Annotated in this window: 15 protein-coding genes; 7 read left to right on the top strand and 8 right to left on the bottom strand. The window is 54.9% G+C overall.

The window, feature by feature from the left end; genetic code table 11:
- The first annotated feature begins 111 nt into the window (after window positions 1-111).
- Window positions 112-3,465 carry a carbamoyl-phosphate synthase large subunit gene (carB, locus tag G6R38_RS17020; RefSeq protein WP_166828516.1) on the top strand — a complete coding sequence of 1,118 codons (3,354 nt, stop codon included), beginning with the start codon at window positions 112-114 and terminating at the stop codon, window positions 3,463-3,465.
- 108 nt (window positions 3,466-3,573) lie between these two features.
- Here carB and G6R38_RS17015 read toward each other — a convergent pair whose 3' ends face one another.
- Entirely contained in the window at window positions 3,574-4,020 is a 447-nt protein-coding gene (locus G6R38_RS17015; RefSeq protein ID WP_166828513.1) for a DUF4112 domain-containing protein, read from the bottom strand.
- A gap of 415 nt (window positions 4,021-4,435) precedes the next feature.
- On the opposite strand from G6R38_RS17015, the gene G6R38_RS17010 reads away from it, so the two are divergent.
- Window positions 4,436-5,944 (top strand): SpoIIE family protein phosphatase, encoded by a 1,509-nt coding sequence (locus G6R38_RS17010; protein WP_166828510.1) that lies wholly within the window; start codon window positions 4,436-4,438, stop codon window positions 5,942-5,944.
- Here G6R38_RS17010 and G6R38_RS17005 read toward each other — a convergent pair.
- Window positions 5,931-9,923, bottom strand: a complete 3,993-nt coding sequence (locus G6R38_RS17005; RefSeq protein ID WP_166828507.1) for an adenylate/guanylate cyclase domain-containing protein — start codon at window positions 9,921-9,923, stop codon at window positions 5,931-5,933. The genes G6R38_RS17010 and G6R38_RS17005 overlap by 14 nt on opposite strands.
- Window positions 9,924-10,138: 215 nt before the next feature.
- Between G6R38_RS17005 and ccsA the strand changes: the two genes are divergently transcribed.
- Window positions 10,139-11,032: a cytochrome c biogenesis protein CcsA gene (gene ccsA / locus G6R38_RS17000; protein ID WP_166828504.1), complete on the top strand. Its 894-nt coding sequence runs from the start codon at window positions 10,139-10,141 to the stop codon at window positions 11,030-11,032.
- 12 nt (window positions 11,033-11,044) lie between these two features.
- The gene (gene hemA, locus G6R38_RS16995) at window positions 11,045-12,325 is read left to right on the top strand and encodes a glutamyl-tRNA reductase (RefSeq protein ID WP_166828481.1); all 1,281 of its coding nucleotides are present in this window, start codon (window positions 11,045-11,047) and stop codon (window positions 12,323-12,325) included.
- Here hemA and G6R38_RS16990 read toward each other — a convergent pair.
- Together G6R38_RS16990 and queA are read right to left on the bottom strand one after the other, a co-directional pair.
- Window positions 12,315-12,812, bottom strand: a complete 498-nt coding sequence (locus G6R38_RS16990) for a hypothetical protein (protein WP_166828478.1) — start codon at window positions 12,810-12,812, stop codon at window positions 12,315-12,317. The genes hemA and G6R38_RS16990 overlap by 11 nt on opposite strands.
- A gap of 29 nt (window positions 12,813-12,841) precedes the next feature.
- Window positions 12,842-13,903: a tRNA preQ1(34) S-adenosylmethionine ribosyltransferase-isomerase QueA gene (gene queA, locus G6R38_RS16985; RefSeq protein WP_166828475.1), complete on the bottom strand. Its 1,062-nt coding sequence runs from the start codon at window positions 13,901-13,903 to the stop codon at window positions 12,842-12,844.
- A gap of 83 nt (window positions 13,904-13,986) precedes the next feature.
- Between queA and G6R38_RS16980 the strand changes: the two genes are divergently transcribed.
- Together G6R38_RS16980 and G6R38_RS16975 are read left to right on the top strand one after the other, a co-directional pair.
- Window positions 13,987-15,117: a glycosyltransferase gene (locus tag G6R38_RS16980; RefSeq protein ID WP_166828472.1), complete on the top strand. Its 1,131-nt coding sequence runs from the start codon at window positions 13,987-13,989 to the stop codon at window positions 15,115-15,117.
- A 699-nt stretch (window positions 15,118-15,816) separates the two neighbouring features.
- Window positions 15,817-16,614, top strand: coding sequence for a class I SAM-dependent methyltransferase (locus tag G6R38_RS16975; protein WP_166828469.1), 798 nt, complete (start codon window positions 15,817-15,819; stop codon window positions 16,612-16,614).
- Between the two features lie 78 nt (window positions 16,615-16,692).
- Here the strand turns inward: G6R38_RS16975 and G6R38_RS16970 are convergent, their stop codons facing one another.
- Together G6R38_RS16970 and G6R38_RS16965 are read right to left on the bottom strand one after the other, a co-directional pair.
- On the bottom strand, window positions 16,693-17,742 hold the full coding sequence (locus G6R38_RS16970; RefSeq protein ID WP_166828466.1) for a potassium channel family protein: 1,050 nt from the start codon (window positions 17,740-17,742) through the stop codon (window positions 16,693-16,695).
- A 68-nt stretch (window positions 17,743-17,810) separates the two neighbouring features.
- Window positions 17,811-18,167, bottom strand: a complete 357-nt coding sequence (locus G6R38_RS16965) for a hypothetical protein (protein WP_166828463.1) — start codon at window positions 18,165-18,167, stop codon at window positions 17,811-17,813.
- Window positions 18,168-18,468: 301 nt separating this feature from the next.
- Here G6R38_RS16965 and G6R38_RS16960 point away from each other — a divergent pair, with 301 nt between their 5' ends.
- Complete coding sequence (locus G6R38_RS16960; protein WP_166828460.1) at window positions 18,469-19,527, top strand: 3-deoxy-7-phosphoheptulonate synthase; 1,059 nt, start codon at window positions 18,469-18,471, stop codon at window positions 19,525-19,527.
- Window positions 19,528-19,673: 146 nt separating this feature from the next.
- On the opposite strand, the gene G6R38_RS16955 is transcribed toward G6R38_RS16960, so the two are convergent.
- Window positions 19,674-20,075, bottom strand: a complete 402-nt coding sequence (locus G6R38_RS16955; RefSeq protein WP_166828455.1) for an Ig-like domain-containing protein — start codon at window positions 20,073-20,075, stop codon at window positions 19,674-19,676.
- 263 nt (window positions 20,076-20,338) lie between these two features.
- Complete coding sequence (locus tag G6R38_RS16950) at window positions 20,339-21,250, bottom strand: DUF1559 domain-containing protein (protein WP_166828450.1); 912 nt, start codon at window positions 21,248-21,250, stop codon at window positions 20,339-20,341.
- Window positions 21,251-21,324: the final 74 nt, after the last annotated feature.

Genomic DNA, 21,324 nt, shown 5'->3' with positions numbered 1-21,324 from the left:
TTCAAACAGGTCGTTCAAACTTGAATCTCCGGCGGAGCTTGCTAGTGTTGGTGAAATTTTGCGCTGCGAATGCGCACATCCTGAATTCATCCTCCAACCCGCCATCCTCCCGTGCCTCGACGCGACGACATCCAAAAAATTCTGATCATCGGTTCTGGCCCTATTGTGATTGGCCAAGCCTGCGAATTCGACTACTCCGGAACGCAAGCGTGCAAATCCTTGCGGGAAGAAGGGTACGAAGTTGTGCTGGTCAATTCCAACCCGGCGACCATCATGACTGACCCGGAGGTGGCCGACCGCACCTACGTGGAGCCGATTACCTGGCAATACGTCCAGAAGGTGATCGAAAAAGAAAAACCCGATGCGCTCTTGCCCACACTTGGTGGCCAGACCGGCTTGAACACGGCGATGGATCTCGCACGCCGTGGGATTCTGCAGCAACTCGGCGTGGAACTGATCGGTGCCAAAGAGGAAGTCATCGCCAAGGCCGAAGAACGCGAGTCGTTCAAGGAAGCGATGGTCAAAATCGGTTTGGATGTACCACGCAGCCAGATCGTGCGGAACCTCGATGAAGCCCGGCAGGCACTTCGTGAGATCGGTCTGCCGATGATCATCCGTGCGAGCTACACGCTCGGTGGCGCGGGCGGCGGTGTTGCTTACAACAAAGAGGAATTTGAGTCGAAAGTTCGGCAGGGGCTGAAACTTTCGCCAGCCGGCGAAGTGCTGTTAGAGGAATCCATTCTCGGCTGGAAAGAGTACGAGATGGAAGTGATGCGTGACGTGGCCGACAACGTCGTCATCATTTGTGCCATCGAAAACCTCGATCCGATGGGCGTGCACACGGGGGATTCCATCACGGTCGCCCCGGCTCAAACGCTGACTGACAAAGAATACCAACGCATGCGGGACGCGACGATCGCCTGCATGCGGGAGATCGGTGTGGAAACTGGCGGGTCGAACGTGCAGTTCGCCGTCAATCCGAAAACCGGGCGGATGACGATCATCGAAATGAATCCGCGAGTGAGCCGTTCGTCGGCACTCGCCTCGAAAGCCACCGGTTTCCCAATTGCCAAAATCGCTGCGAAGTTGGCGGTCGGCTATCGTTTGGACGAAATCCGCAACGACATCACTCGCGAAACGCTCGCCTGTTTCGAGCCGACGATTGATTATGTCGTCACGAAAATTCCTCGTTGGACTTTCGAAAAATTCCCCGAAGCCGACCCCACGCTGACGATCTCGATGAAAAGCGTTGGCGAAACCATGGCGATCGGACGGACGTTCAAGGAATCGTTCCAGAAGGCGTTGCGAGGGTTGGAGATCGGTGCGTTCGGCCTCAGCGGGGGCAAACCCGACTTGTGGGGCGGCGAAAATCAGCCGGCCGAAGACGAAATCCGCCGGAAACTTTCCGTGCCGCAATCCGATCGCATCTTCTTCCTCCGCTTTGCATTTAAAGCCGGAATGACCGTCGAGACCATTCAGGAACTTACCGGAATTGACCCGTGGTTCTTGCATCACATCCGTGAATTGGTCGAATTGGAAGATGAACTTCGTCAGTTCGAGCGGTTGGAAGACATCGACGCGGATCTGATTCGTCGAGCCAAACGCGCCGGGTACTCAGACAAACAACTCGCGCTCTGGTGGAATTCCACCGAAATGGATGTCCGTCGTCGCCGGAAGAAGCTGGGGATCGCGGCGACGTTCAAACTGGTCGATACTTGTGCGGCCGAATTTGAAGCCTACACACCGTATTACTATTCCACCTACGAGGACGAGGACGAAACACCCGGCACCGAACGCGGACCGAAGGGGGAGCCGATTCCGGAACATGCGAACCATTCCTCGCCGCACACACGGGTGATGATCCTCGGTGGCGGACCGAACCGGATCGGGCAGGGGATCGAGTTCGATTACTGCTGCTGTCAGGCGGCGTTCGCGTTGAAGGAACTCGGCATCGAAAGTGTGATGGTCAACTCGAACCCAGAAACGGTTTCGACCGACTACGACACCAGCGACATGCTGTTCTTCGAACCGCTCACGACTGAAGACGTCCTTAATATCTACGACCGTCTCGAACCGGATGGTGTAATCGTCCAGTTTGGTGGGCAGACACCGCTGAACTTGGCTCGGGGGTTGGAAGCCGCGGGGGTGCCGATCATCGGGACAAGTCCAGACATGATCGACGCCGCCGAAGACCGCGACCGTTTCCAAGCGATCCTGCAGAAACTGGATTTGCGTCAACCGCCGAACGGCACCGCGACCAACGCCGATGCCGCCCGTGCCATTGCGGATCGAATCGGGTATCCGGTCTTGGTGCGGCCGAGTTACGTGCTCGGCGGACGAGCCATGGAGATTTGCTACGATCAAAGCCAACTCGTGCGATACATGCGAGAAGCCGTCGATGCTTCGCCGGAGAAACCGGTGCTGATCGACAAGTTCTTGGAAGACGCGATTGAAGTCGATGTCGATTGTATTGCCGACGGTGAAATCGCGTTGGTTGGCGGCGTGATGGAGCACATCGAGGAAGCCGGTGTCCACTCAGGAGATTCCGCGTGTGCATTGCCGCCTCACTCACTGCCCGACGAAGTCATCGACGAAATTAAGCAAGCGACTTACGCCCTGGCCAAAGAACTCGATGTGCGTGGACTGATGAATTTGCAGTTCGCGGTCAAAATCGACATTGGGGAAGAAGACGAACCACCTGCCGATGCCAGCGGAATTTGGTCCGCGGGCACGAACTACACGGTTTACATCTTGGAAGTCAACCCGCGTGCCAGCCGGACGGCTCCGTTTGTTTCCAAGGCGACCAACCGTTCGCTGGCTCGAATCGCCGCGAAAGTCATGGCGGGAATTTCACTGACGGATCAAGGCATCATCGAAGAAATCACCCCCGGGCACTGCTCGGTGAAAGAAAGCGTGTTCCCGTTCAATCGGTTCTCGGGTGTGGACATCATCCTGGGACCGGAGATGCGTTCGACCGGCGAAGTGATGGGCATTCACGATTCCTTCCCGCTCGCGTTTGCGAAAAGCCAAGTTGCTGCCGGGTCATCGTTGCCGATGGAAGGAACGGTATTCATCTCGATGGCTCACCGCTACAAGTCCCGAGTTGTCGACGCGGCCAAACGGTTGCACGCACTGGGTTACAACCTTATCGGCACATCGGGGACCGCTCAGACGATCCGCGAAGCCGGTGTGGAGATTGAGACGGTCCGCAAGGTGCAAGAAGGGCGACCGAACATTCTCGACAAGATGGCTAACGGCGAAGTGCAGTTCATCTTTAACACGCCCAGCGGCAAAGGTGCTCGCACCGATGAAGGACAAATTCGCTCCGCCGCCGTCGCCTATGGCGTTCCGTGTGTCACCACGCTCCCCGGTTGTTTGGCTGTCGTCCAAGCCCTGGAAGCACTCGCTGCGAATCCGATCCCACAGGTGAAATCCCTACAAGAGTGGGCCGGCAACACCGATTAATCGGTCGCCCACGACTGGCTGAAAACGGCGATTGCAAAAAAGAACGCTGGGTTACGATCAGGTAACCCAGCGTTCTGACTTTTTTCTTAGGTCGAGCGTTCTAACACACTACTTCGCGGCTTTGCGTTGTTGCTTCTCGACGTGCTTTTCCAGAATCTTCATGTTCTTCGTATTGGCCTTGAACGCGGCGTCGGCCACGTCTCCCAGACCGGGGACAAGACCGACAACCATGTCGATGCCGACGTTGCCGAGCATCCGAACGGCTTGCCAGCGGGAAATACCCATTTGCCGAGCTTCCCGGATCACCCATCCCGAGACGACCGTGGTTGCCAAGTCGCCGACGACGGGAACGAGGCCGATCACGGAATCCCAACCGACACGGAAGTTCGTGCCCGGCAGCGAGAAGGCTTCGTCCATCGTTCGTGTCACTTTCCGCAACCGCTCCATCCGTTGTTCGTCTGAGAGCGGCGGTGCGGTGCGGGCGTCTTTCTGAATCTCGTGCGGTTCCACGCGGCGAACTGGCTTTTGGCTTTCGAGCTCTGTAGCGGTTGTCATGGTAAGTCCTCAGTAGTGGTCTCAATTATGAATCAACCTTGATGCAGATTGCGTGCCGAAGGTGGAGGAAGGTGGTGCTTGTGTTGTAAGGCATTATCTTGGTTGGCTTTGTGTGTTCTCAGGTGGTGGCGGTTCGCAAGGAAATGTTGGGTGAATCTCGGCCAGATTGTCGTAGAGGCAACCAAAATGTCTGTGGGATTCTTCGAAAATCTGATATGGGGGGGACGAATATGGATCAAAATGTGCTTTTGTTCTGGTGTTGTTTTTCGGTGTTCCAGGTCAAAAATCGCGGGTGATCACGTGAAACAAGCGTGAAGTTCTCGTAAAGTAGAGTGCAGTCGTCGACTATTCAGTTACGACGTCTATCCTTTCGAGGTTCCCCGTGGGTTCACACGACCAATCTGAAACCAATTCTATGAACGCGGAGTTTCCACCAGTTCCCGATGGTGAGCCGTATCTGAGGGATTTGGTCGATAATACCTCCGCTGTCATTTACGTGAAGGATTTGGCTGGGCGTTATCTGCACATCAACCGGAAGTGGGCCGAACTGTTTTCCGTCGAACAGGAGGAGATGGTTGGGAAGACCGATTATCACGTTTTCCCCGCCGAAACCGCTGCTGCCTTTCAGGAGAACGACCGTCGCGTGGCGGAAGAAGGGCGAGTGATCCAATTTCAGGAAGTGGTTCCCCAAGACGATGGAATCCACATTTACCTTTCGGTGAAGTTTCCCCTGCGAGACGAACAAGGTCGGATCTATGCGATGTCGGGGATTTCTACGGATATCACCGATCGAGTGGCGGCGGAACAGGAACGCGAGCAAGTCAGCCATCGGTTGCAGCTGATTTTGGATTCCGTGAACGAAGGCGTCTATGGATTGGATTGCGAAGGGCGGACAACATTCATCAACGCCGCCGGCGCCAAAATGATTGGATGGCCAGCGCAAGAACTAGTTGGAAAAAAACAACACGACGTTTTGCATTTCAAGCATGCCGACGGAAGCCCGTACCCAGTCGAGGAATGTCCGATTCATTCGGTTCTACGAGACGGCCAACCTCGGCAGGTCGACCACGAAGTTTTTTGGCGATCCGATGGAACTGGTTTTCCAGTCGAGTACACGGCTTCGCCCATTCAGGACGGTGATGAAACGATTGGTGTGGTCGTTACGTTTCGCGACTTAACCGACAGCATGAAACATCGACATGCTTTGGCAGAACTTGAAGCGGCCGAACGCGTGCAGCAGCGTCTTTATCCGTCCGGATCGCCGGTGATTCCGGGTTTTGAAATCGCGGGAGCTGCCTACTCTGCGGAACTCGCCTGCGGTGACTACTACGACTTTATCACATTGGCCGATGGCTCGGTGGTGATTGCGGTCGGCGATGTGAGCGGGCATGGACTCGGGCCGGCATTGCACATGGTGGAAACCCGTGTGTGTTTGCGGGCGTTGCTGCAGAGCGGGCTTGATCTCACGGAAAGTCTGAACCAGCTAAATCGTCATCTTTGCGACGACATGGCGGAAGGTTCGTTCGTCTCGTTGTTCTTGGTTCAGATCGAACCGGGGAAACGAAAACTTCGCTACGCGGGAGCCGGTCACGATGCTCGCTTGATGAGATCGAATGGGACGGTCGAAAAACTTGTGAATACGGGAATGGTTTTGGGAATGCTGCGTAACGATGCCTCACCGACCACGGAAACGGTGTCGTTATCACAGGGGGATATCTTGTTTATTCCGACCGATGGATTGCGGGAAACGTCTGATTCCGATCAAGAGATGTTAGGTTGGCAACCAACATTGGATTTGCTGTACGAATCCCGTGCGGAGAGCAGCCGGGAGATCATTCGACGGCTCTATCAACAATCGGTGGAGTTTGCCGATCATTTCGAACAGAAGGATGATGTGACGATGGTCGTCGTCAAAGTTCTGTAGACGCAGCGGGTTGGTTGGCATCGACTGCCATCAGTTCGCGTTCCGCGGTGTGTTCCTCGGCATCCATTTGCAGTTCGCGGGCGATGGTCATTGCTCGCTGCCAGTTTCGGATGGCTTGAGATTTCTCACCTTGCAGGAGTGCCCATCGACCTTTCCATAGCAAGGTTCTCGGTTGCCCAATGGGAAACACCTTCGCGTAAGTTTGCAGGGCTCGCAGAGCTTCGCGAACAGAGTTGATCGTCTCCGCATCGGTCCGATGTCGCTGACGAACCGTCGCCATTCGGTACTCGATGACGGCGGAGTACGCTTCCAAAAGATAGTACGCCGATGGTCGTCCGAGTTCTTGCAGTTGCTGCCAAGTTCGATCGGCCGCGGTGGCGGCGGCGTCCCAGTCGTCCAGCCGCAAACTCGCCACGGTCAGAACACCTCGCGTTGTGACTTCCGAAATGAAATCACGATTGGTGCGGAACCGCTCCAAACCTTGATGAGCCAATTCCGCTGCGGTCGCGGCATCCCCCAGTCGAAGCGTGTTCAACGCCCGTCCGCCGTACCCCCATGCTTGCTGTAAGACATCATCACCTCGGTTAGCAAATTCGTGGAGGTCGGTCCAAATATCGAGACCAGTTTGGTAGTCGCCACGGAAGAAATACGTGACTCCTTCAATGGCAAATAATGACCCTTGATTGCGTCGGTCTCCAAGTCGACGATAGTGGTCCCGGGACTCCGCCACGCATTCCCGAGCAATTTGCCAATCGCCTCGGCCGACATGGTAAACCGCCTGGAGCAATGCCACCCACGCTTGCGACGGCAGGTGACTCGTCGCGTCGGCCGTTTGACGTGCCGCACGGAAATGAGCGTTTGCCGAACGTTTCAGCGGAACCAGGCCAACGGTGAGCCCGACGGTCGCCCGAGCACGGGCCAGTTCCGGTGACGGACCGGCTTGCTCGGCGAGGTTCAGCATTCGCATTGCGGAAAACAACATTGCGTTGGAATCGTTCGCCAAATAACTCAATTCCATGAGCAAATCGAATCCTCGTGCCGCCTCGAGTGTTGGCGATTCGTTCGGATCAGGCGTTTCCTTCGATTCCCGAAGAAGCCTCGCGGCACGCAATGCCCAGCGTCCCAAATGGCGGGTCACTTGCAACCCGATTCGTCCGGCTTGACCCAGGCTAGTTGTCGGAACGCTTTCCTCGAGTGCCTCAAGCGAAGCAAGGCAGTGTTGTCGACTTTCGGTGAGTTGTCCTAATCCGAAGCACGCTTCCCCAATTTGTCGCTCCAGACGTGCTAGTCGCAACGCGGGGACCGAACCAACATGCCGACGCCAGTTGGCTAACGCATCGGTGAGATACGCTTTCGCCTCCCGATAGGCAGCGTTTTGCAAGGCGTACTCACCGGCGAGTTGTTCATACTCCCGCGTTTTCTGATCATCTTCGGCACGTTGCCAATGATATGCCAACAGAGGATACGCATTGGCCAACCCTTCGACGGGCTCGCCCGATTCGATCAACCGTTCGTAGAAAATAGCCACGCTCTGATGCAATCGCCGACGGTGTTCGGCCAGCATCAAATTGTAGGCAACTTCCTGAATCAAGGCGTGTTTGAAGGCGTGAGCCGGTTCGACACGTCGCTCTGGAATGGTGATGTCACGCTGCTGCAGCGTTTGCAAATAGTTGGGCAGCAGGTTGCGTTTGGTTTCGATGGGATAGGCCGACCGCACCACGCGAAGTTCAAAAATCCGTCCCACGATACTCGCGGTTTTGACGAGCATTTGTTGTTCGGGCGTGAGGCGGTCCAAGCGGCCTCGGATAACACCCTGTACGGCTTCGGGAAAATTGAGACGTTCCAATTCCTCTAACGAACATTGCAACTCGGGAAGACCGTCTTGAACATGGAGCCGTTCGGTGTCGCAGAGCAAATGCGTCAGCTCCGCACAATACAACGGATGACCTTCGCTGCGACGGTAAATCCAATCGACAACCTCATTCGGTGCCGATTCGGTCTGCAGTTGGTCACAAATGAGACGTTGGCAGTCTTCGTAAGAAAACGGAAGCAAATCAATTTTGTCGACCTGTGGCGACTGCCGAAGTGCGGCGTATTCCTCTGGCGTTTGGTCATCAAACGGACGTGTGGCGATGACAAGCAGGATCGGTAGTTTGTATCGCTCGATCACCGGGCCCAGCGATCGAACAATCGCCCAGGATGCCGAGTCGATCCATTGGGCATCGTCGAGGATTAACAAAAGTTGATTCTTCGAGGCAGCATGGCGAATCAGTTTAATCAGGATTTGTCGCGTGTTGTCGGCTCGGGCGGCGGCACTCATTTGCCGAGTCGTTTCCGTCTCCGGCAATCCGAGCGGCACAATCGCGTTCATCAAGGAAAAAACTTCCGCGAGTTCTTTGTGAGTTTCTTGGAAGTCATCGGTGAGCAACTCTTCGGCAATCGCTTGCCAACCGACGTATGGCAGCGATTTTTCGATGGCGTTGCCAACACCCAGGCACACGCGAATTCCCTCGTGGTTCGCTTGCCGGATGAGTTCATCGATCAGAAAACTCTTTCCGATTCCCGCCTCGCCTTCGATGATCACAACGCCATGTTTCTCAGTCTGTGCCAATGCCGCGATTCGATGCTGAATGATATCCCGTTCCGCGTGGCGGCCGACAAACGAAAACGGTTCCGAGTCGTTGTCGTGCGTGGGGGGGACGTCTGGCAACGGTTCGTACGCGGTGATTGCTCCCTCTTTGCCCTTCAAGTGGAGCGTATTCGCCGGTCCAAATGGCAAACTGTTTTTGCAGGCTCGCCACGTCGATTCATCAACGAGAATTCGATTGTCGGCGTTGGCCTCTTGCATCAATCGGGCGGCGAGATTCACCGCATCGCCGATGATTGTATATTCCCGCCGACTTCGTGCTCCGACGGAACCGCAAAACACTCGCCCCGTGGCAATGCCAATGCCGCAACCAGGTTGGTCGAGAAACTCACGCAACGCGATCGCGGTTTGCACGGCTCGTCGTTGATCGTCTTCGTGAGACAATGGTGGCAACCCAAACGCCGCCACCATTGTCACACCTTTGTCATCAACCGAGAGCTTATTGACGCTGCCTTCAAAGCGGTAAATCACCCGCTGCAATTCCAACAGCACCGCTTGAGCGGATTCAATGGGAACGTCGAAATCCAACATCGGCAGATGAATGAACAATGCCGTGATCCAACGCAGTTCCGCGAGCCAATCGGTCAAACCGGATGCCAACCGTGTGACAACAGCACCGGGAATAAATGCTCGGAGCGCCCTTTCCATGGACGGTGCGATGGGGAGATTCGTCGCCTGATCGATGGAGACATTCGATACGGACGGCTCAAGGACCACAGACCCGTTTTCGCGAATCTCGCCTGCGAATTGATCTTTCACTGGTTCCCAAGCCGATCGAGACACCGCGACGGTTCCCACGTCGGATCGTAAATCCGTGCCGCACAGTTTCTGCAGGGGATCACCTAGAATCAGCAGTTCCCAGCGTCCCAAACCTCCGCCAAGTTCCAAGAGTCGGACGGGACCGGCATGCACGCTGATCCGCATGGCGAGCGATTGGCCTTCGGCTTCAAACGGCGTGAGCTTCTGTTGAGCCATTAACGCGCATCGAATGGCTTTCCTCATCACCGATGACAGCAACTCGTCATCTTTCACCGACCAAACCGCCAGCAAAGCATCACCGGCAAACTTGATCACGTCTCCGCCGAAGCCTTCAACGACCGCGATTAACTGTCCGAAAAACCGATTCAGAATCCCTGTGAGTTTCTCGGTTCCGTCCGAGTCTTCCTGGGCGAGGGTTTCCGTCAGTCGTGTGAAGCCGGCAATGTCGGCGAAGAGGAGAACCGCCGTTCGATTCTCCTCACGCGGTTCATGTGGGGGAGCGGGGTCGGCTTGGAACCGCTCCACCAAATGCCGTGGCACATAGCTGGCGTAGGCTTCGAGTGGAACAACCATAGGACTCCGCACGATGTAAAAGAGGGCACCCGATTGTAACCGTCCCGGTTTTCACCTTCCACGGTTGCGTGAACATGTCTGCACAAACGCAGTCGGTATGGATCGTCTCGGTCGGCCACCATTTCTCTCACCCTTTGTCCGGCCGGACTGAAAGCATACAATAACTTGGACTCAATGGAATTGATTTGTACGATGTGACCGAGGAGTGCTTTCGTATGGGCGGATTGGTTTCCTCCCTGAATCAGGTGACGCTGTTCTGCTTCCTGGCGAGCTATGGAGTGACGCTCGGGTTGGAATGTGTTCGTTTGATTCGCCAGTCGACCGTCAATCGCGTGCTGATGTTGGGGTTCGCGGTTGCAGGACTGGTCGCGCACACGGCGTATTTGATGGTGCGGTCGCAACATGCGAACCTACCACCACTGTTGAGCTCCGTGCACGATTGGTTGCTGGTACTGGCTTGGTTGGCGATGATGTTCTACGTGGTCTTGATGTCCTTGGATCGGGACGTCATCGTGGGACCCTTCCTGTTGCCGCTGGTCTTGGTTTTGATCACGGCTAGTGCCTTCGTCAAGAGCACTCCGCAGGATTTGCTCGATGCGGAACGCGAATGGAAAATGTTGCACGCCTCGTTGTTAGTCCTCGGCATGGCCGGAGTTGCGTCGGCATTTATTTTGAGTTTGATGTACTTGGTCCAACACCGTCGATTGAAAACCGCCCAAACCATGATCAATGGTCTCACCCTGCCGAATCTGCAAAAATTGGCCCGTTGGAATTGGTGGGCCGTCGTGCTCGCGGTCCCGTTGTTGACGCTCGGCATGGCCACCGGAATTGGTTTGATTCTGTCCTCAAAGAGCGTGGCACCGATGTCCTGGGTCAGCGATCCGGTGATTATCGGCAACAGTGTCGGTTGGTTGGTCATGATGGTTCTGTTTGTTTGGTTGCTGTCCACACGTCGGCCAACCGGAAAGCAAGTGGCGTGGTTGACACTCGGGGCGGGCGGGTTCTTGTTGGCAACAATTTTGAGTCTTTCATTGTTGTCCGGACGCGTGCTCGACACCCAACACGGCGGCGGTCCCGTCGAGTCTCCGTTTCTTGTAGTCGGTGGTTGAGGAGAGCCGCCGATGCATTTACAAGTCGTTTATTGCAATCACCATACCGCCGATCTCTCCGTACGGGAGAAGTTGGCTTTCGCGACTGAAACACAGGTTCAGCGAGCGTATGAAGCCTTGCGAAATCGGTTTCCCACCTCGGAAATGGTGGTGGTCTCCACCTGTAACCGTGTCGAGGTTTATACCGCACAAGAAGGAACCGGGCCGACCCCCTCGCGCGACGACATCGCTCAGTTCTTTAGCGAGTTTCACAACGTTCCGTTGGATGTCTTCACAGACGACTTACTGCGACATGCAGGACCGGAAGCGGTGCGGCATTTGTTCCAAGTTTCGTGCAGTCTCGACAGCATGGTGCTCGGCGAACCGCAGATTGTGAATCAAGTGAAAGAAGCCTATCGGCGTGCCCAGGAGAACGATGCCTGTGGTCCGCTGACGTGTGCCTTGTTCGAAGGGGCGATCCGGGTTTCTAAGCGGGTTCGCAGCGAAACGGGAGTGGAACGCGGCCGAGTTTCGATCGCGAGCGTTGCGGTTGGGGATTTCGGCAAAAGCATCTTCGACCGCTTTGATGACAAGCTTGTATTGATCGTCGGTGCTGGCGAAATGGCCGAGGAAACGCTGCGGTATCTCAAGGACGAAGGTGTCCGCGAAGTGGTCGTCATCAACCGCAACCCTGAACGTGCCGCCAAGCTCGCGGAAACTTGGGGCGGTTCGGCGGCGGGCATGGATGAGCTTCACACGTGGATGGCCAAAGCCGATGTGATCGTCAGCACGACCGGTGCGGATCGACCGATCATGGATGTGCCAACATTCCGGCAGATCCGTGAGCAATCCGACGGCAAACCCGTTTTCATTCTCGACCTGGGAGCCCCGCGGGATTTCGAACCCGAAATTGGCGGGTTGGACGAGAACGTTTTTCTCTACGACATCGACCATCTCGAAGCGACCTGCGAGCGGAACCGTAACACCCGCGCGAAAGAGATCGAAAAAGCCGAACGGATTGTGCAGGACGAAACCGAAAAGTTCATGCACAATATTTATCACCGTGCCACCGGGCCGATTATCCAGCGGTTGCGTGAAGAATGGCACGCGATTCGGCAGCAGGAAGTCGATTTACTGCTCGGAAAGTTGCCTCACCTCGGGGAAGCCGATCAGCAAGCCATTGAAAAAACCGTCGAGCGGATCATCAACAAGCTGTTGCATCCACCGTTGTCTGTGTTGAAAGACGAAGCGAAAGCCGGCCCACCAGACGGTTTGCTCAACGCACTCAAACGGCTCTTTCATCTCACTGAGTAGAGACCCGCGTGGATGATGATTCGTTGTCATCGACGGTTCTTGGCCAATTCAACACTCCCGCCGCGATTAGACACAGCACGACTTCGACTGTGTTAATGATTTCCGACCAACGATGATAACTCGTGAACTCGCTGGATTTCGGTCCGCCGGGTGGGCGAATCATTTCCGACAGCGGCCTGTACACGAAGTAGTAATCCAGCGTCATCAATGCGAGCGTGGTTGTCACTATGCCCAATGAGATCAAGCTACGGCGTTCGCCGATTGCTCGGTGTCCGATGGCGATCAGATTGAAAATCAACGCGAACACAATCGTCGCAAAACCGCAGACGTAGTACGGTGGAAATCGCACGAACGCGAGCATGTCTCGTATACGAGAGTCGAACAGCGGATAGCGAATTTCGGTGACTGAAACGATCACATACAGAATCGCCGCACCGCACCACGCGGAAACGAGAAACCGAGCCATCATCAACGAGAAACTTCGCATGGTATCGAGTCGGATCAAGAAAATTGAGGTTACAGAATCAGCATCGCGTCGCCATAGCTGAAGAAGCGGTATCGCTCGCGGATGGCTTCCTTGTACGCTTCGCGGATGAGTTCGCGTCCAGCCAACGCGGATACCAAAACTAGCAGCGATGAACGCGGGAGATGGAAGTTCGTCAGCAAGATATCGACCGCATGGAATTCCGATCCCGGTCGGAGGAACAGATCGGTTTCGCCTTCGAAGGCTTGAATCGTGCCGTTCGCTGCGGCAGTCTCCAGTGTTCGCACGCTGGTGGTGCCGACGGCAGCAACCCGCTTGTTCGCATCTCGGACGGCTTGCAATCGCTTCGCGGTCGCCTCGTCGATCGCACACCACTCGCGATGCATCACGTGTTCGTCGAGCCGTTCGGTTTTGATCGGACGAAACGTTCCAATCCCGACATGCAGCGTGACTTGTTCCCAACCAATTTTTGCTTGCTGACACCGCTGGCGAAGTTCGTCGGTCAGATGCAACCCGGCGGTGGGGGCCGCGACCGAACCGGCATGTTGCGCATACACGGTTTGGTAGCGTTCAAAGTCGGATGAGTCCGCCGTCTTTCGCTGCATGTACGGAGGTAATGGCATGGTGCCGAACCGATTCAGCAGCGTGATTGCCGATTCGTCACTTTCCGCATGCCAGATCTGAACACCGTCGTCGGCACGCTCCATGAGGGTGAGCACAAGTTGAGCGTCGTCGGTTGCACGGTCGGGGTGAATCGGGTTGACCGTCACGGTTTCACCGATCTGAAGCCGACCCCGTGTTTGCCCCATTAGTCGCCAGTCGCCATCGGTGGTTGTGTTCAGGAACAGACCTTCCCAGCGACCACCGGTAGCGGTCCGTTGACCGATCAACCGAGCCGGCAGCACTCGCGTGTCGTTCACAACCAGAGAATCTCCCGGTTGCAAAAATTCCGGCAAGTCGGCGATCGAACGGTGTTCGAGCCGCTGGCGTTCCCGGTCGACCACTAACAACCGAGACGCATCTCGCTGGGGCAACGGATGACTGGCAATCAGTTCCGCAGGGAGTTCGTAGTCGTAGTCGGACAGTTGATCCATAGCCGGTTGCGTGGGGGAGAACTTGGGAGGAAACTTGGCCTCAGTATACTGAATCTTCCTCGAAACAGCATTAGAATCGGCCCATGTCCCAGGTTTCTTCGTCCGAGCCGTCTCACCGTCGAATCGCATTCTGCATCACCGAGCTGGATCGGGGTGGGGCAGAGAACGCACTTGTGCAGCTTGTCCGGCGTTTGGATCGTCGGGAATGGCAGCCGCTTGTGCTGTGTTTGTCGGGGGAAGGGGAGTTAGTCAATGAGTTGCGAGACGCGGAGATTGATGTCGAGTGTCTCGGTGTACGTCATCGAGCCGACTTCCGAGTCCTGTGGCGGCTTGTGAAATCACTTCGCCGATTCCGTCCAGAAATTCTACAAACTTGGTTGTATCACGCGAACATGGCAGGTCGAGTGGCGGCTCGATTGGCCGGTGTGCCGCATGTCGTTTCCGGCATCCGGGTGGCGGAACGTCGCAGTCGACTCCGTCTTCGCCTCGACCGTTGGACTGACTTTCTGGTCGAACACCATGCGTGTGTGAGTCAAAGCGTGGCGAACTTCTCCGCCGAGGTCGGTGGCCTGCCAACACGAAAGCTGATCGCCATTCCCAACGGCGTTGATGCCGAGCGATTCGCCTCCGCACGTCCGGCTGATCTTTCCGAAGTCGGCATCCCAGCGGATTCCCGAGTGCTGTTGTTCGTCGGCCGACTCGACCCGCAGAAAAATCCCGACTTGCTTCTCAAAGCGTTCGCGGGTCTGGCGTCCGATTTCCCCGATACGCGTCTTGTGTTCGTCGGCAGTGGACCGCTCGATACGGAATTACGGAACCAAACGCTGTCCTTCGGATTGCAGAATCGTGTGCAGTTCTTAGGGAGCCGATCTGACATTCCGGCGTTGATGCAGCGGGCAACTGTGTTGGTGTTGCCATCGCGTTGGGAGGGGATGCCAAACGTCGTTCTGGAAGCCCAAGCTGCCGGGCTGCCCGTGGTGGCATCGGCAGTGGACGGCGTGACCGAACTAATTGATCCCGGCGTCACCGGAAGCCTGTTCGAAAGTGAATGTCTAACGGGTTGCCAATCCGCGATGGTGTCAATTTTGAATGATCAAAACGAAGCCGACAAGATCGCGCAAGCGGCACAACATATGTGTCGGAAAGAGTTTACGTGGGAGAAGTTCGCGAAAAGGTACGACAGTCTCTACCATGAATTGGTGTCAGGATCGTGAACAAATTGTTCCAAATTGCCCATTCCATGAAGGGGTTAAAATTTCTTCAAATTGATCCAATTAGAGACAGCATAACAACCTACGCGTATTCTACTCGGTCATTCGATGTATCACCTCAATCCAATTACTTGACTGGCTCATCGGGATATGTAGAGTGTTGGTCAACGGTCAGTTTTCAACACGTTAGGCACATCCAGACGGCTGGCCAATCCAACTCCTACTTGATCGACATCCTTTGAAAATCTCTCTCTAAGCAAAGACAGAGTGCGAGGAAGGTACAGTATTTTTTGGGTCACAAAATCCGTGACCAGCGGGGAGGGTTCTCTCCAAAACTGATCGCTTTCTTATCAAGCTGTGATGCGAAACCATTGATCGTTCGGAACATGCCATTGGTCTGCATATCTTCCGCAATCTTGTTGAGTCTACATGAAAATTGAATGCTGAACGCCATGGAATGGCGCTGAATGAATGGGTGATGATCGACGGCCCCCGTCAGTTTTCGTCCATTTGCCTCGTACGGCGGAACGGACTCCGTCAGAGGCTTTTCTATAGGCATTTTGCTTGAGACGTTCTTGAAGATGTCGAGCAATGGTTTCCAAAATGGAACCGACTGGCTACGATCACGATCAACCTTGTTCGCCTCGTGGCAGACTTTGACCACGAGTTTCGTCATCACCTGGTCAGATCGACAGAATTCGCATGCCGGAAGTCATCCAGCAGAACCTTTATGACTTTCCCAAATATTACGACCTCGTTTTTGGGTCGGATTGGGCGGCGGAATTTCGCTTCCTGCTAGGGTGTTTCGAGAAATACAGCAACCGACCAATCAAGCGTTTGGTCGAACCGGCCTGTGGTACTGGCCGACTGCTTGTCCGTCTGGCAGGGCGAGGCTACGAGACCGCTGGCTTGGATTTGAACGAGAAGGCCGTCGAGTTCTGCAACGCGCGGTTCGTCCGTAACGGCTACGCTCCTCCCGCCATTGTTGGGGATATGAGTGACTTCCGTCTTCGCGATTTTGGAACGCGATCGCTATTCCACGCGGCTTTCAATCCGATCAATAGTTTCCGCCATCTCCTCAGTGAAAAGGAAGCTCGGAATCATCTGCGTTGCGTCGGGGATGTGTTGCGAAAGGGCGGGCTGTATTTGCTGGGGTTGCATCTCAAGCCGAGCGAAGGCGAAGCGATTTCCGATGAAGCCTGGTCTGCCCGACGTGGGCATCTGGCGGTGAATTCGTATCTGTGGTCAAAAGGTATCGACGAAAAGAAACGCGAAGAGCGGATCGGAATGACGTTCGATATCTACACACCGACCCGACAGTTTCAAATTCAAGATGAAACCATCTTTCGGACTTACTCTGCCAAGCAGATGCAGAAGTTGATCGACGATGCCGGATGTTGGGAGATTCTTGATACCTACGACTTTACGTACGACTTGAAACGCCCGGTCACCATCGGACCCGACAGCGAAGATGTGATGTACGTTCTTCGCAAACGGTGAATGGCTCGCCTGTATGCGACGATAGATTCTCGCAGGTCTGTGCTGTGATCGCACAGACACAGAACGTGGTGATACGGCTTAGTCGTCTCTTTCAACGAGTCGGCTAATAGCCTGATTGCTGCCGAACGCGAAGAGACTATCCCCGGCTTGTATCGCTGCGGTGCCGGGCGGGGGCATCAATCGTTCCCCACTCGCACGACGGATTCCCACGATCATAACTCCTCGTTCGCGGAGGTCCGTTTCCATCAGTCGTTGACCGACATACGGGCTGGTCTCGTCAATCTGTACGTCGGCGAGTTCCAGTTCGTTCCCGTGGTGGTCGGCGACTTCCAAGAAGTCTTCGATCGCCGGATTCAGCATGAACCGAGCAATTTTCATCGCACCGGTCGTGAAGGGACTCACCACGCGATTGGCTCCAGCTCGCTCCAATTTTTGAACGGCCTTTTCGGTGCTTGATCGGGCGATGATCTGGATCTTTGCGGAGTTCATTCGTGCAGACAACGTAACGTAGACGTTATCCGCATCGGTCGGCAAAACCGTGGTCAATGCAGCGGCGTGTTCGATGCCGGCTTTCTGCAGTACTTCATCATCCGTGGCATCACCCAACACGAAGAGCCAACCGTTTTCGGTGCAGGTCGAATCGAGCACATCCTCGTTGATATCAACGACGACGAACGGCAAACCACGTTGGTCGAGTTTCCAGGCGATGATCTCGCCCATTCTTCCGAGGCCACAGATAATGTAATGATCTCTCAAATTTGCCAATTCGCGTTCCATCCTCCGCCTTTCGAGCAAGCGTCCCATTTGAACGTTGACAATCCAGCTGCCAATTTGCGACGCGCAATACGTGAACACACCGATACCGACGATCAAATACCCGACAATAAACAACCGGCCGGCTTGGCCCAGTTCCACGGTCTCGGCGAACCCGACGGTCGTCAGGGTGATGATCGCCATGTAGAAACAGTCGAACCACGTGGCATCGTTGACGACGGTCTTCAGCCCAACCGTTCCTGCCAGCGTGAGCAGGAACAACAACGCAGCAACTGTGAAAATCCCCGAGGAAAAACGCGACCGCTGAGGGCGGAATCGGTGTATCCGACGATCGGCACGTAGGGGGCGATTCATTACTGTCGATACTCGTGCTCAGCCGACGCTTCGGGAATAGAATACAGGGGCAGCTTTCCACAGGTTCATCAGCTTGGCTTTCGATCGGCTTTTGCCAACGGATATTCGCTGATCGGCAACCCGAGACGGTGAACTTCTCGCAGTCGTCGCCAGCCGCGTGTAACGAACTCCTCTCGCTCCCGCACGGACTCCGCATCCAACTCCGTCTTGGAAAATGGGCCGGATACCACGACCGGTTTGAAAGCTTCGTCAACGATGAATTGGGCCTGTGTCGGGTTGCAGCGGATGTGTCGTTCCGCGCCCGAAAGAAGTGACCGTGAATCGATTTCACCAAGCACGTAACGAAGGTACAGATCGCTTTCGATGATGTTTTTGACTTCATCACCGCACACGTCACAGAGGTAGCCTTCGTCGCAGCGGGCCATCGAAATCGGTTATCCCATCGAGTTACGCAAGTCTGGTAGGCTGGTCATGTTATGTGACAATCGGTCAAACATGGGCCTTTGCTGGGGGGTATGGTCCCAAAAGTCGGTGAAGTGATTCGGTCTTTTCAAGACCTTCCGGCTGGGTTTGCAGGAAGAATTGTAAGATCGCACGCTTCTCTCCCTTTTGCAAGGTCACAAGAACAGTCTAAGATAAACGCGAACATCCACCGCTGAAAATGCGTCGGGATGATCGTCGCCGTTATGGATTCTGCCCGTTCGCGTTTTGATAGTTCAATTGATCATGCCAGAGACCCAAGACTTACACGTTCGAGACACCGTGCCGCTTGTTTCGCCGAACGATCTGAAGACCGAACTTCCCGCAAGCGAAAAACTCTATGATGGCGTGGATACGGCTCGTGCAAGTATCAAGCAAATCCTCGCGGGGGAAGATCGCCGTTTGATTGTGGTGGTCGGACCGTGTTCGATCCACAATCGTGAGTCCGGATTGGAATACGCCCGGCGTCTGAAGAAACTTTCGGACGAGGTTGCCGACCGAATGTTGCTGGTCATGCGGGTCTACTTTGAGAAACCGCGAACCACGGTCGGTTGGAAGGGGTTGATTAACGATCCGCATCTCAACGACACTTTCGACATCGGTCTTGGTCTCCGCCGCGCCCGTGAGATTCTTCTCGAAATCGCCAAGCTCGGATTGCCCGCGGCGACGGAAATGCTCGAACCAATCACCCCGCAGTACATTGCCGACTTGGTTTCGTTGGCTTCGATCGGCGCACGCACGACAGAGTCCCCCACGCATCGCCAGATGGCCAGCGGGCTGTCTATGCCAGTCGGTTACAAGAACGGTACCGACGGCGATCTGGACGTGGCCATTAATGCCATGAGGGCGGCCCGTGCGGAACACTCGTTTCTGGGCATCGACGCGGAGGGAAAAACCTGCATCGTGCAAACAACCGGCAACCCAGACGGCCATTTGATTCTGCGAGGGGGGCGATCGGGCCCAAACTACTCAGCCAAGCATCTCCAAGATGCCACCGAACGACTCGCGGCAGCCAACTTGCCTTCACGGTTCATGGTCGATTGTAGTCACGCAAATTCCAACAAAGATTACCGCAAGCAAGGTGATGTCTGGCGAGACGTGCTGGCACAAAGAATTGGCGGCAACGACACCGTGATCGGCATGATGCTTGAGAGTAATCTGCACGCCGGGAATCAGAAGCTCAATGACCCCGCGAAACTCGAGTATGGTGTTTCGATCACCGATGGCTGCATCGGTTGGGATGAAACAGCCGACATCATCACTGCCGCTTACGAAGAACTAGCCACGGAAACGGCGAACGTTTGAAGTCTGGGTCAAGGTTCGTCTGACAGTCCCATTCGAAATGAAAAAGAACTTCGACGATAGTTCGTCGAAGTTCTTTTCATATGTTGCGGCTTGAGTATCGACTGATACGTGTCGCCTTGGGGTAATCAGGACTTTGAATTTCTCACTCAGAGCTTTTCAGCGGAGATTTCGTACTCGAATTCGTTTTCTCCATCAGCGGACACGGTTTCTTTGAGTTGGCTATGAGTTCCGAACTGCGGCGGGATGAGTTCATCCGTGCCTGCGGGACCACCGCGTTTGCTAAAGCTGACGGTGTGTTGACCGGCGACAGCACCCATTGTATCAGCGTTAAGTAGCAACTCGAACTTGCCCTCTTCGTCAGTGACTCCAACAGACATTGGCCCTGAGTCTGGTTGGAATGTCACCTGCACGTCGGCAACGGGTTGTCCATTGACTTTGAGAAGACCTGACACGGGATACACGTCAGGCACATCCGAGGCTCCCCCTCCGCATCCATTGAGAACGAGTGTCATCGACAGCAACATCGCCATCGAAACAAAAAAACGCATCTTAGTCCTGAGCGGCATTCTTCTGAGGCTCCACAAACTATATTTTTGCTGCGGTTGTATTGATAAGGATCCGGCAAAATAGTCGGGGAAGCCTCCTAGTCAGGTCAGCCGTCGAAGACGAGCAGACAAAGAGTGCGACAACTTCCCCGATTGAGTCAAACGATTGGACGTTGGTTTCAAACGGCATTCACTAAGATGTCTTGTCTTAGTTTCATACTCGGTCGCGTGTTTGGACTGGCCTACGCTAGAGATTGCGATGCCGATTAGTTGTTGCTAATGACTTCACCCTTAGCGATGGAAACCATACTGTTGAGGGTTGTTTGATCCATGTTTTCGCTGAGAAAGACTGTTGAGCCATCGCCCAGCAACGCCTGACATCCACCGGGATGCGCACTTCCGGCTCGCCAAGCATATTGGAGTGGGTTGGTTGCGGAATACGGTTTGTTGATCCCGTAGCTTGGAACGATAACGTGCGTGTGAGTGTACATGTTCCAGTACGGCCCGTATGACGTACTTGTTTTTCGCAATGGCGTTTCGATCATCAAAAGCGTGTTGGTCGTACCATCAGCCAAGTCTGCAATTCGAGCAGCACCGTTGAAACCAAAAGCCGACTCAGCACCAGATGTGATCTTGTACTTGTTCATGCTGTATTCGGTCGTCCAAGAGACGAAACCGTAGCTCGCACGATAGGCATTTTGTGCGGTATACATATTCTGGGTCGTGTAGTTGTGCGGGTTATCGAAGTCGGTATCCGATGGACACTGAAAGACGGCGACTTTCTGTTCGGTGACAGGCTGATATTCACCGCCACCAACGCTCTCCCAGTCCGCTTGCCCGGTTGCCCGGCCGAAGTCAATTTGCTCGTGTAGGTTGTTCTGCTCAAGGAAGGGCAGAATAAACATATAGCCAGTGTGGTTGCGGATTTGGCCGGAAGGAATCCAAGCAGCCGATCCCGATTCCCCTGGGTTCATCGCGGACGGTGGGAAAATTCGATGGGTGTCATGGTAATTGTGGAGAGCCAAACCCAGTTGCTTGAGGTTGTTCTTACACTGTGTTCGCCGGGCGGCTTCTCGCGCTTGTTGCACCGCAGGTAACAAGAGTGCGATGAGAATTGCAATGATGGCAATTACGACGAGTAATTCGATAAGCGTAAACCCAGAACGTAACCTACGCATGCTTTGCTCCTAGAGAGTAAGGAAGTGAAATTGGAATTGATTCCGAAAACGATGAAGGACGAATGCCATTCAAA

Origin of the sequence: Thalassoroseus pseudoceratinae, from assembly GCF_011634775.1 — a bacterium.
GTDB lineage: Bacteria > Planctomycetota > Planctomycetia > Planctomycetales > Planctomycetaceae > Thalassoroseus > Thalassoroseus pseudoceratinae.
The sequence above is the reverse complement of the archived record's forward strand: the minus strand, read 5'-3'. Positions and strand labels throughout refer to the sequence as shown.

Bases quoted from the DNA above. Each gene is read 5' to 3' on its own strand.
- G6R38_RS17015 (WP_166828513.1), bottom strand. From the start codon at position 4,020: ATGACAACCGCTACAGAGCTCGAAAGCCAAAAGCCAGTTCGCCGCGTG.
- G6R38_RS17010 (WP_166828510.1), top strand. From the start codon at position 4,436: ATGAACGCGGAGTTTCCACCAGTTCCCGATGGTGAGCCGTATCTGAGG.
- G6R38_RS17005 (WP_166828507.1), bottom strand. From the start codon at position 9,923: ATGGTTGTTCCACTCGAAGCCTACGCCAGCTATGTGCCACGGCATTTG.
- ccsA (WP_166828504.1), top strand. From the start codon at position 10,139: ATGGGCGGATTGGTTTCCTCCCTGAATCAGGTGACGCTGTTCTGCTTC.
- hemA (WP_166828481.1), top strand. From the start codon at position 11,045: ATGCATTTACAAGTCGTTTATTGCAATCACCATACCGCCGATCTCTCC.
- G6R38_RS16990 (WP_166828478.1), bottom strand. From the start codon at position 12,812: ATGCGAAGTTTCTCGTTGATGATGGCTCGGTTTCTCGTTTCCGCGTGG.
- queA (WP_166828475.1), bottom strand. From the start codon at position 13,903: ATGGATCAACTGTCCGACTACGACTACGAACTCCCTGCGGAACTGATT.
- G6R38_RS16980 (WP_166828472.1), top strand. From the start codon at position 13,987: ATGTCCCAGGTTTCTTCGTCCGAGCCGTCTCACCGTCGAATCGCATTC.
- G6R38_RS16975 (WP_166828469.1), top strand. From the start codon at position 15,817: ATGCCGGAAGTCATCCAGCAGAACCTTTATGACTTTCCCAAATATTAC.
- G6R38_RS16970 (WP_166828466.1), bottom strand. From the start codon at position 17,742: ATGAATCGCCCCCTACGTGCCGATCGTCGGATACACCGATTCCGCCCT.
- G6R38_RS16965 (WP_166828463.1), bottom strand. From the start codon at position 18,167: ATGGCCCGCTGCGACGAAGGCTACCTCTGTGACGTGTGCGGTGATGAA.
- G6R38_RS16960 (WP_166828460.1), top strand. From the start codon at position 18,469: ATGCCAGAGACCCAAGACTTACACGTTCGAGACACCGTGCCGCTTGTT.
- G6R38_RS16955 (WP_166828455.1), bottom strand. From the start codon at position 20,075: ATGCGTTTTTTTGTTTCGATGGCGATGTTGCTGTCGATGACACTCGTT.
- G6R38_RS16950 (WP_166828450.1), bottom strand. From the start codon at position 21,250: ATGCGTAGGTTACGTTCTGGGTTTACGCTTATCGAATTACTCGTCGTA.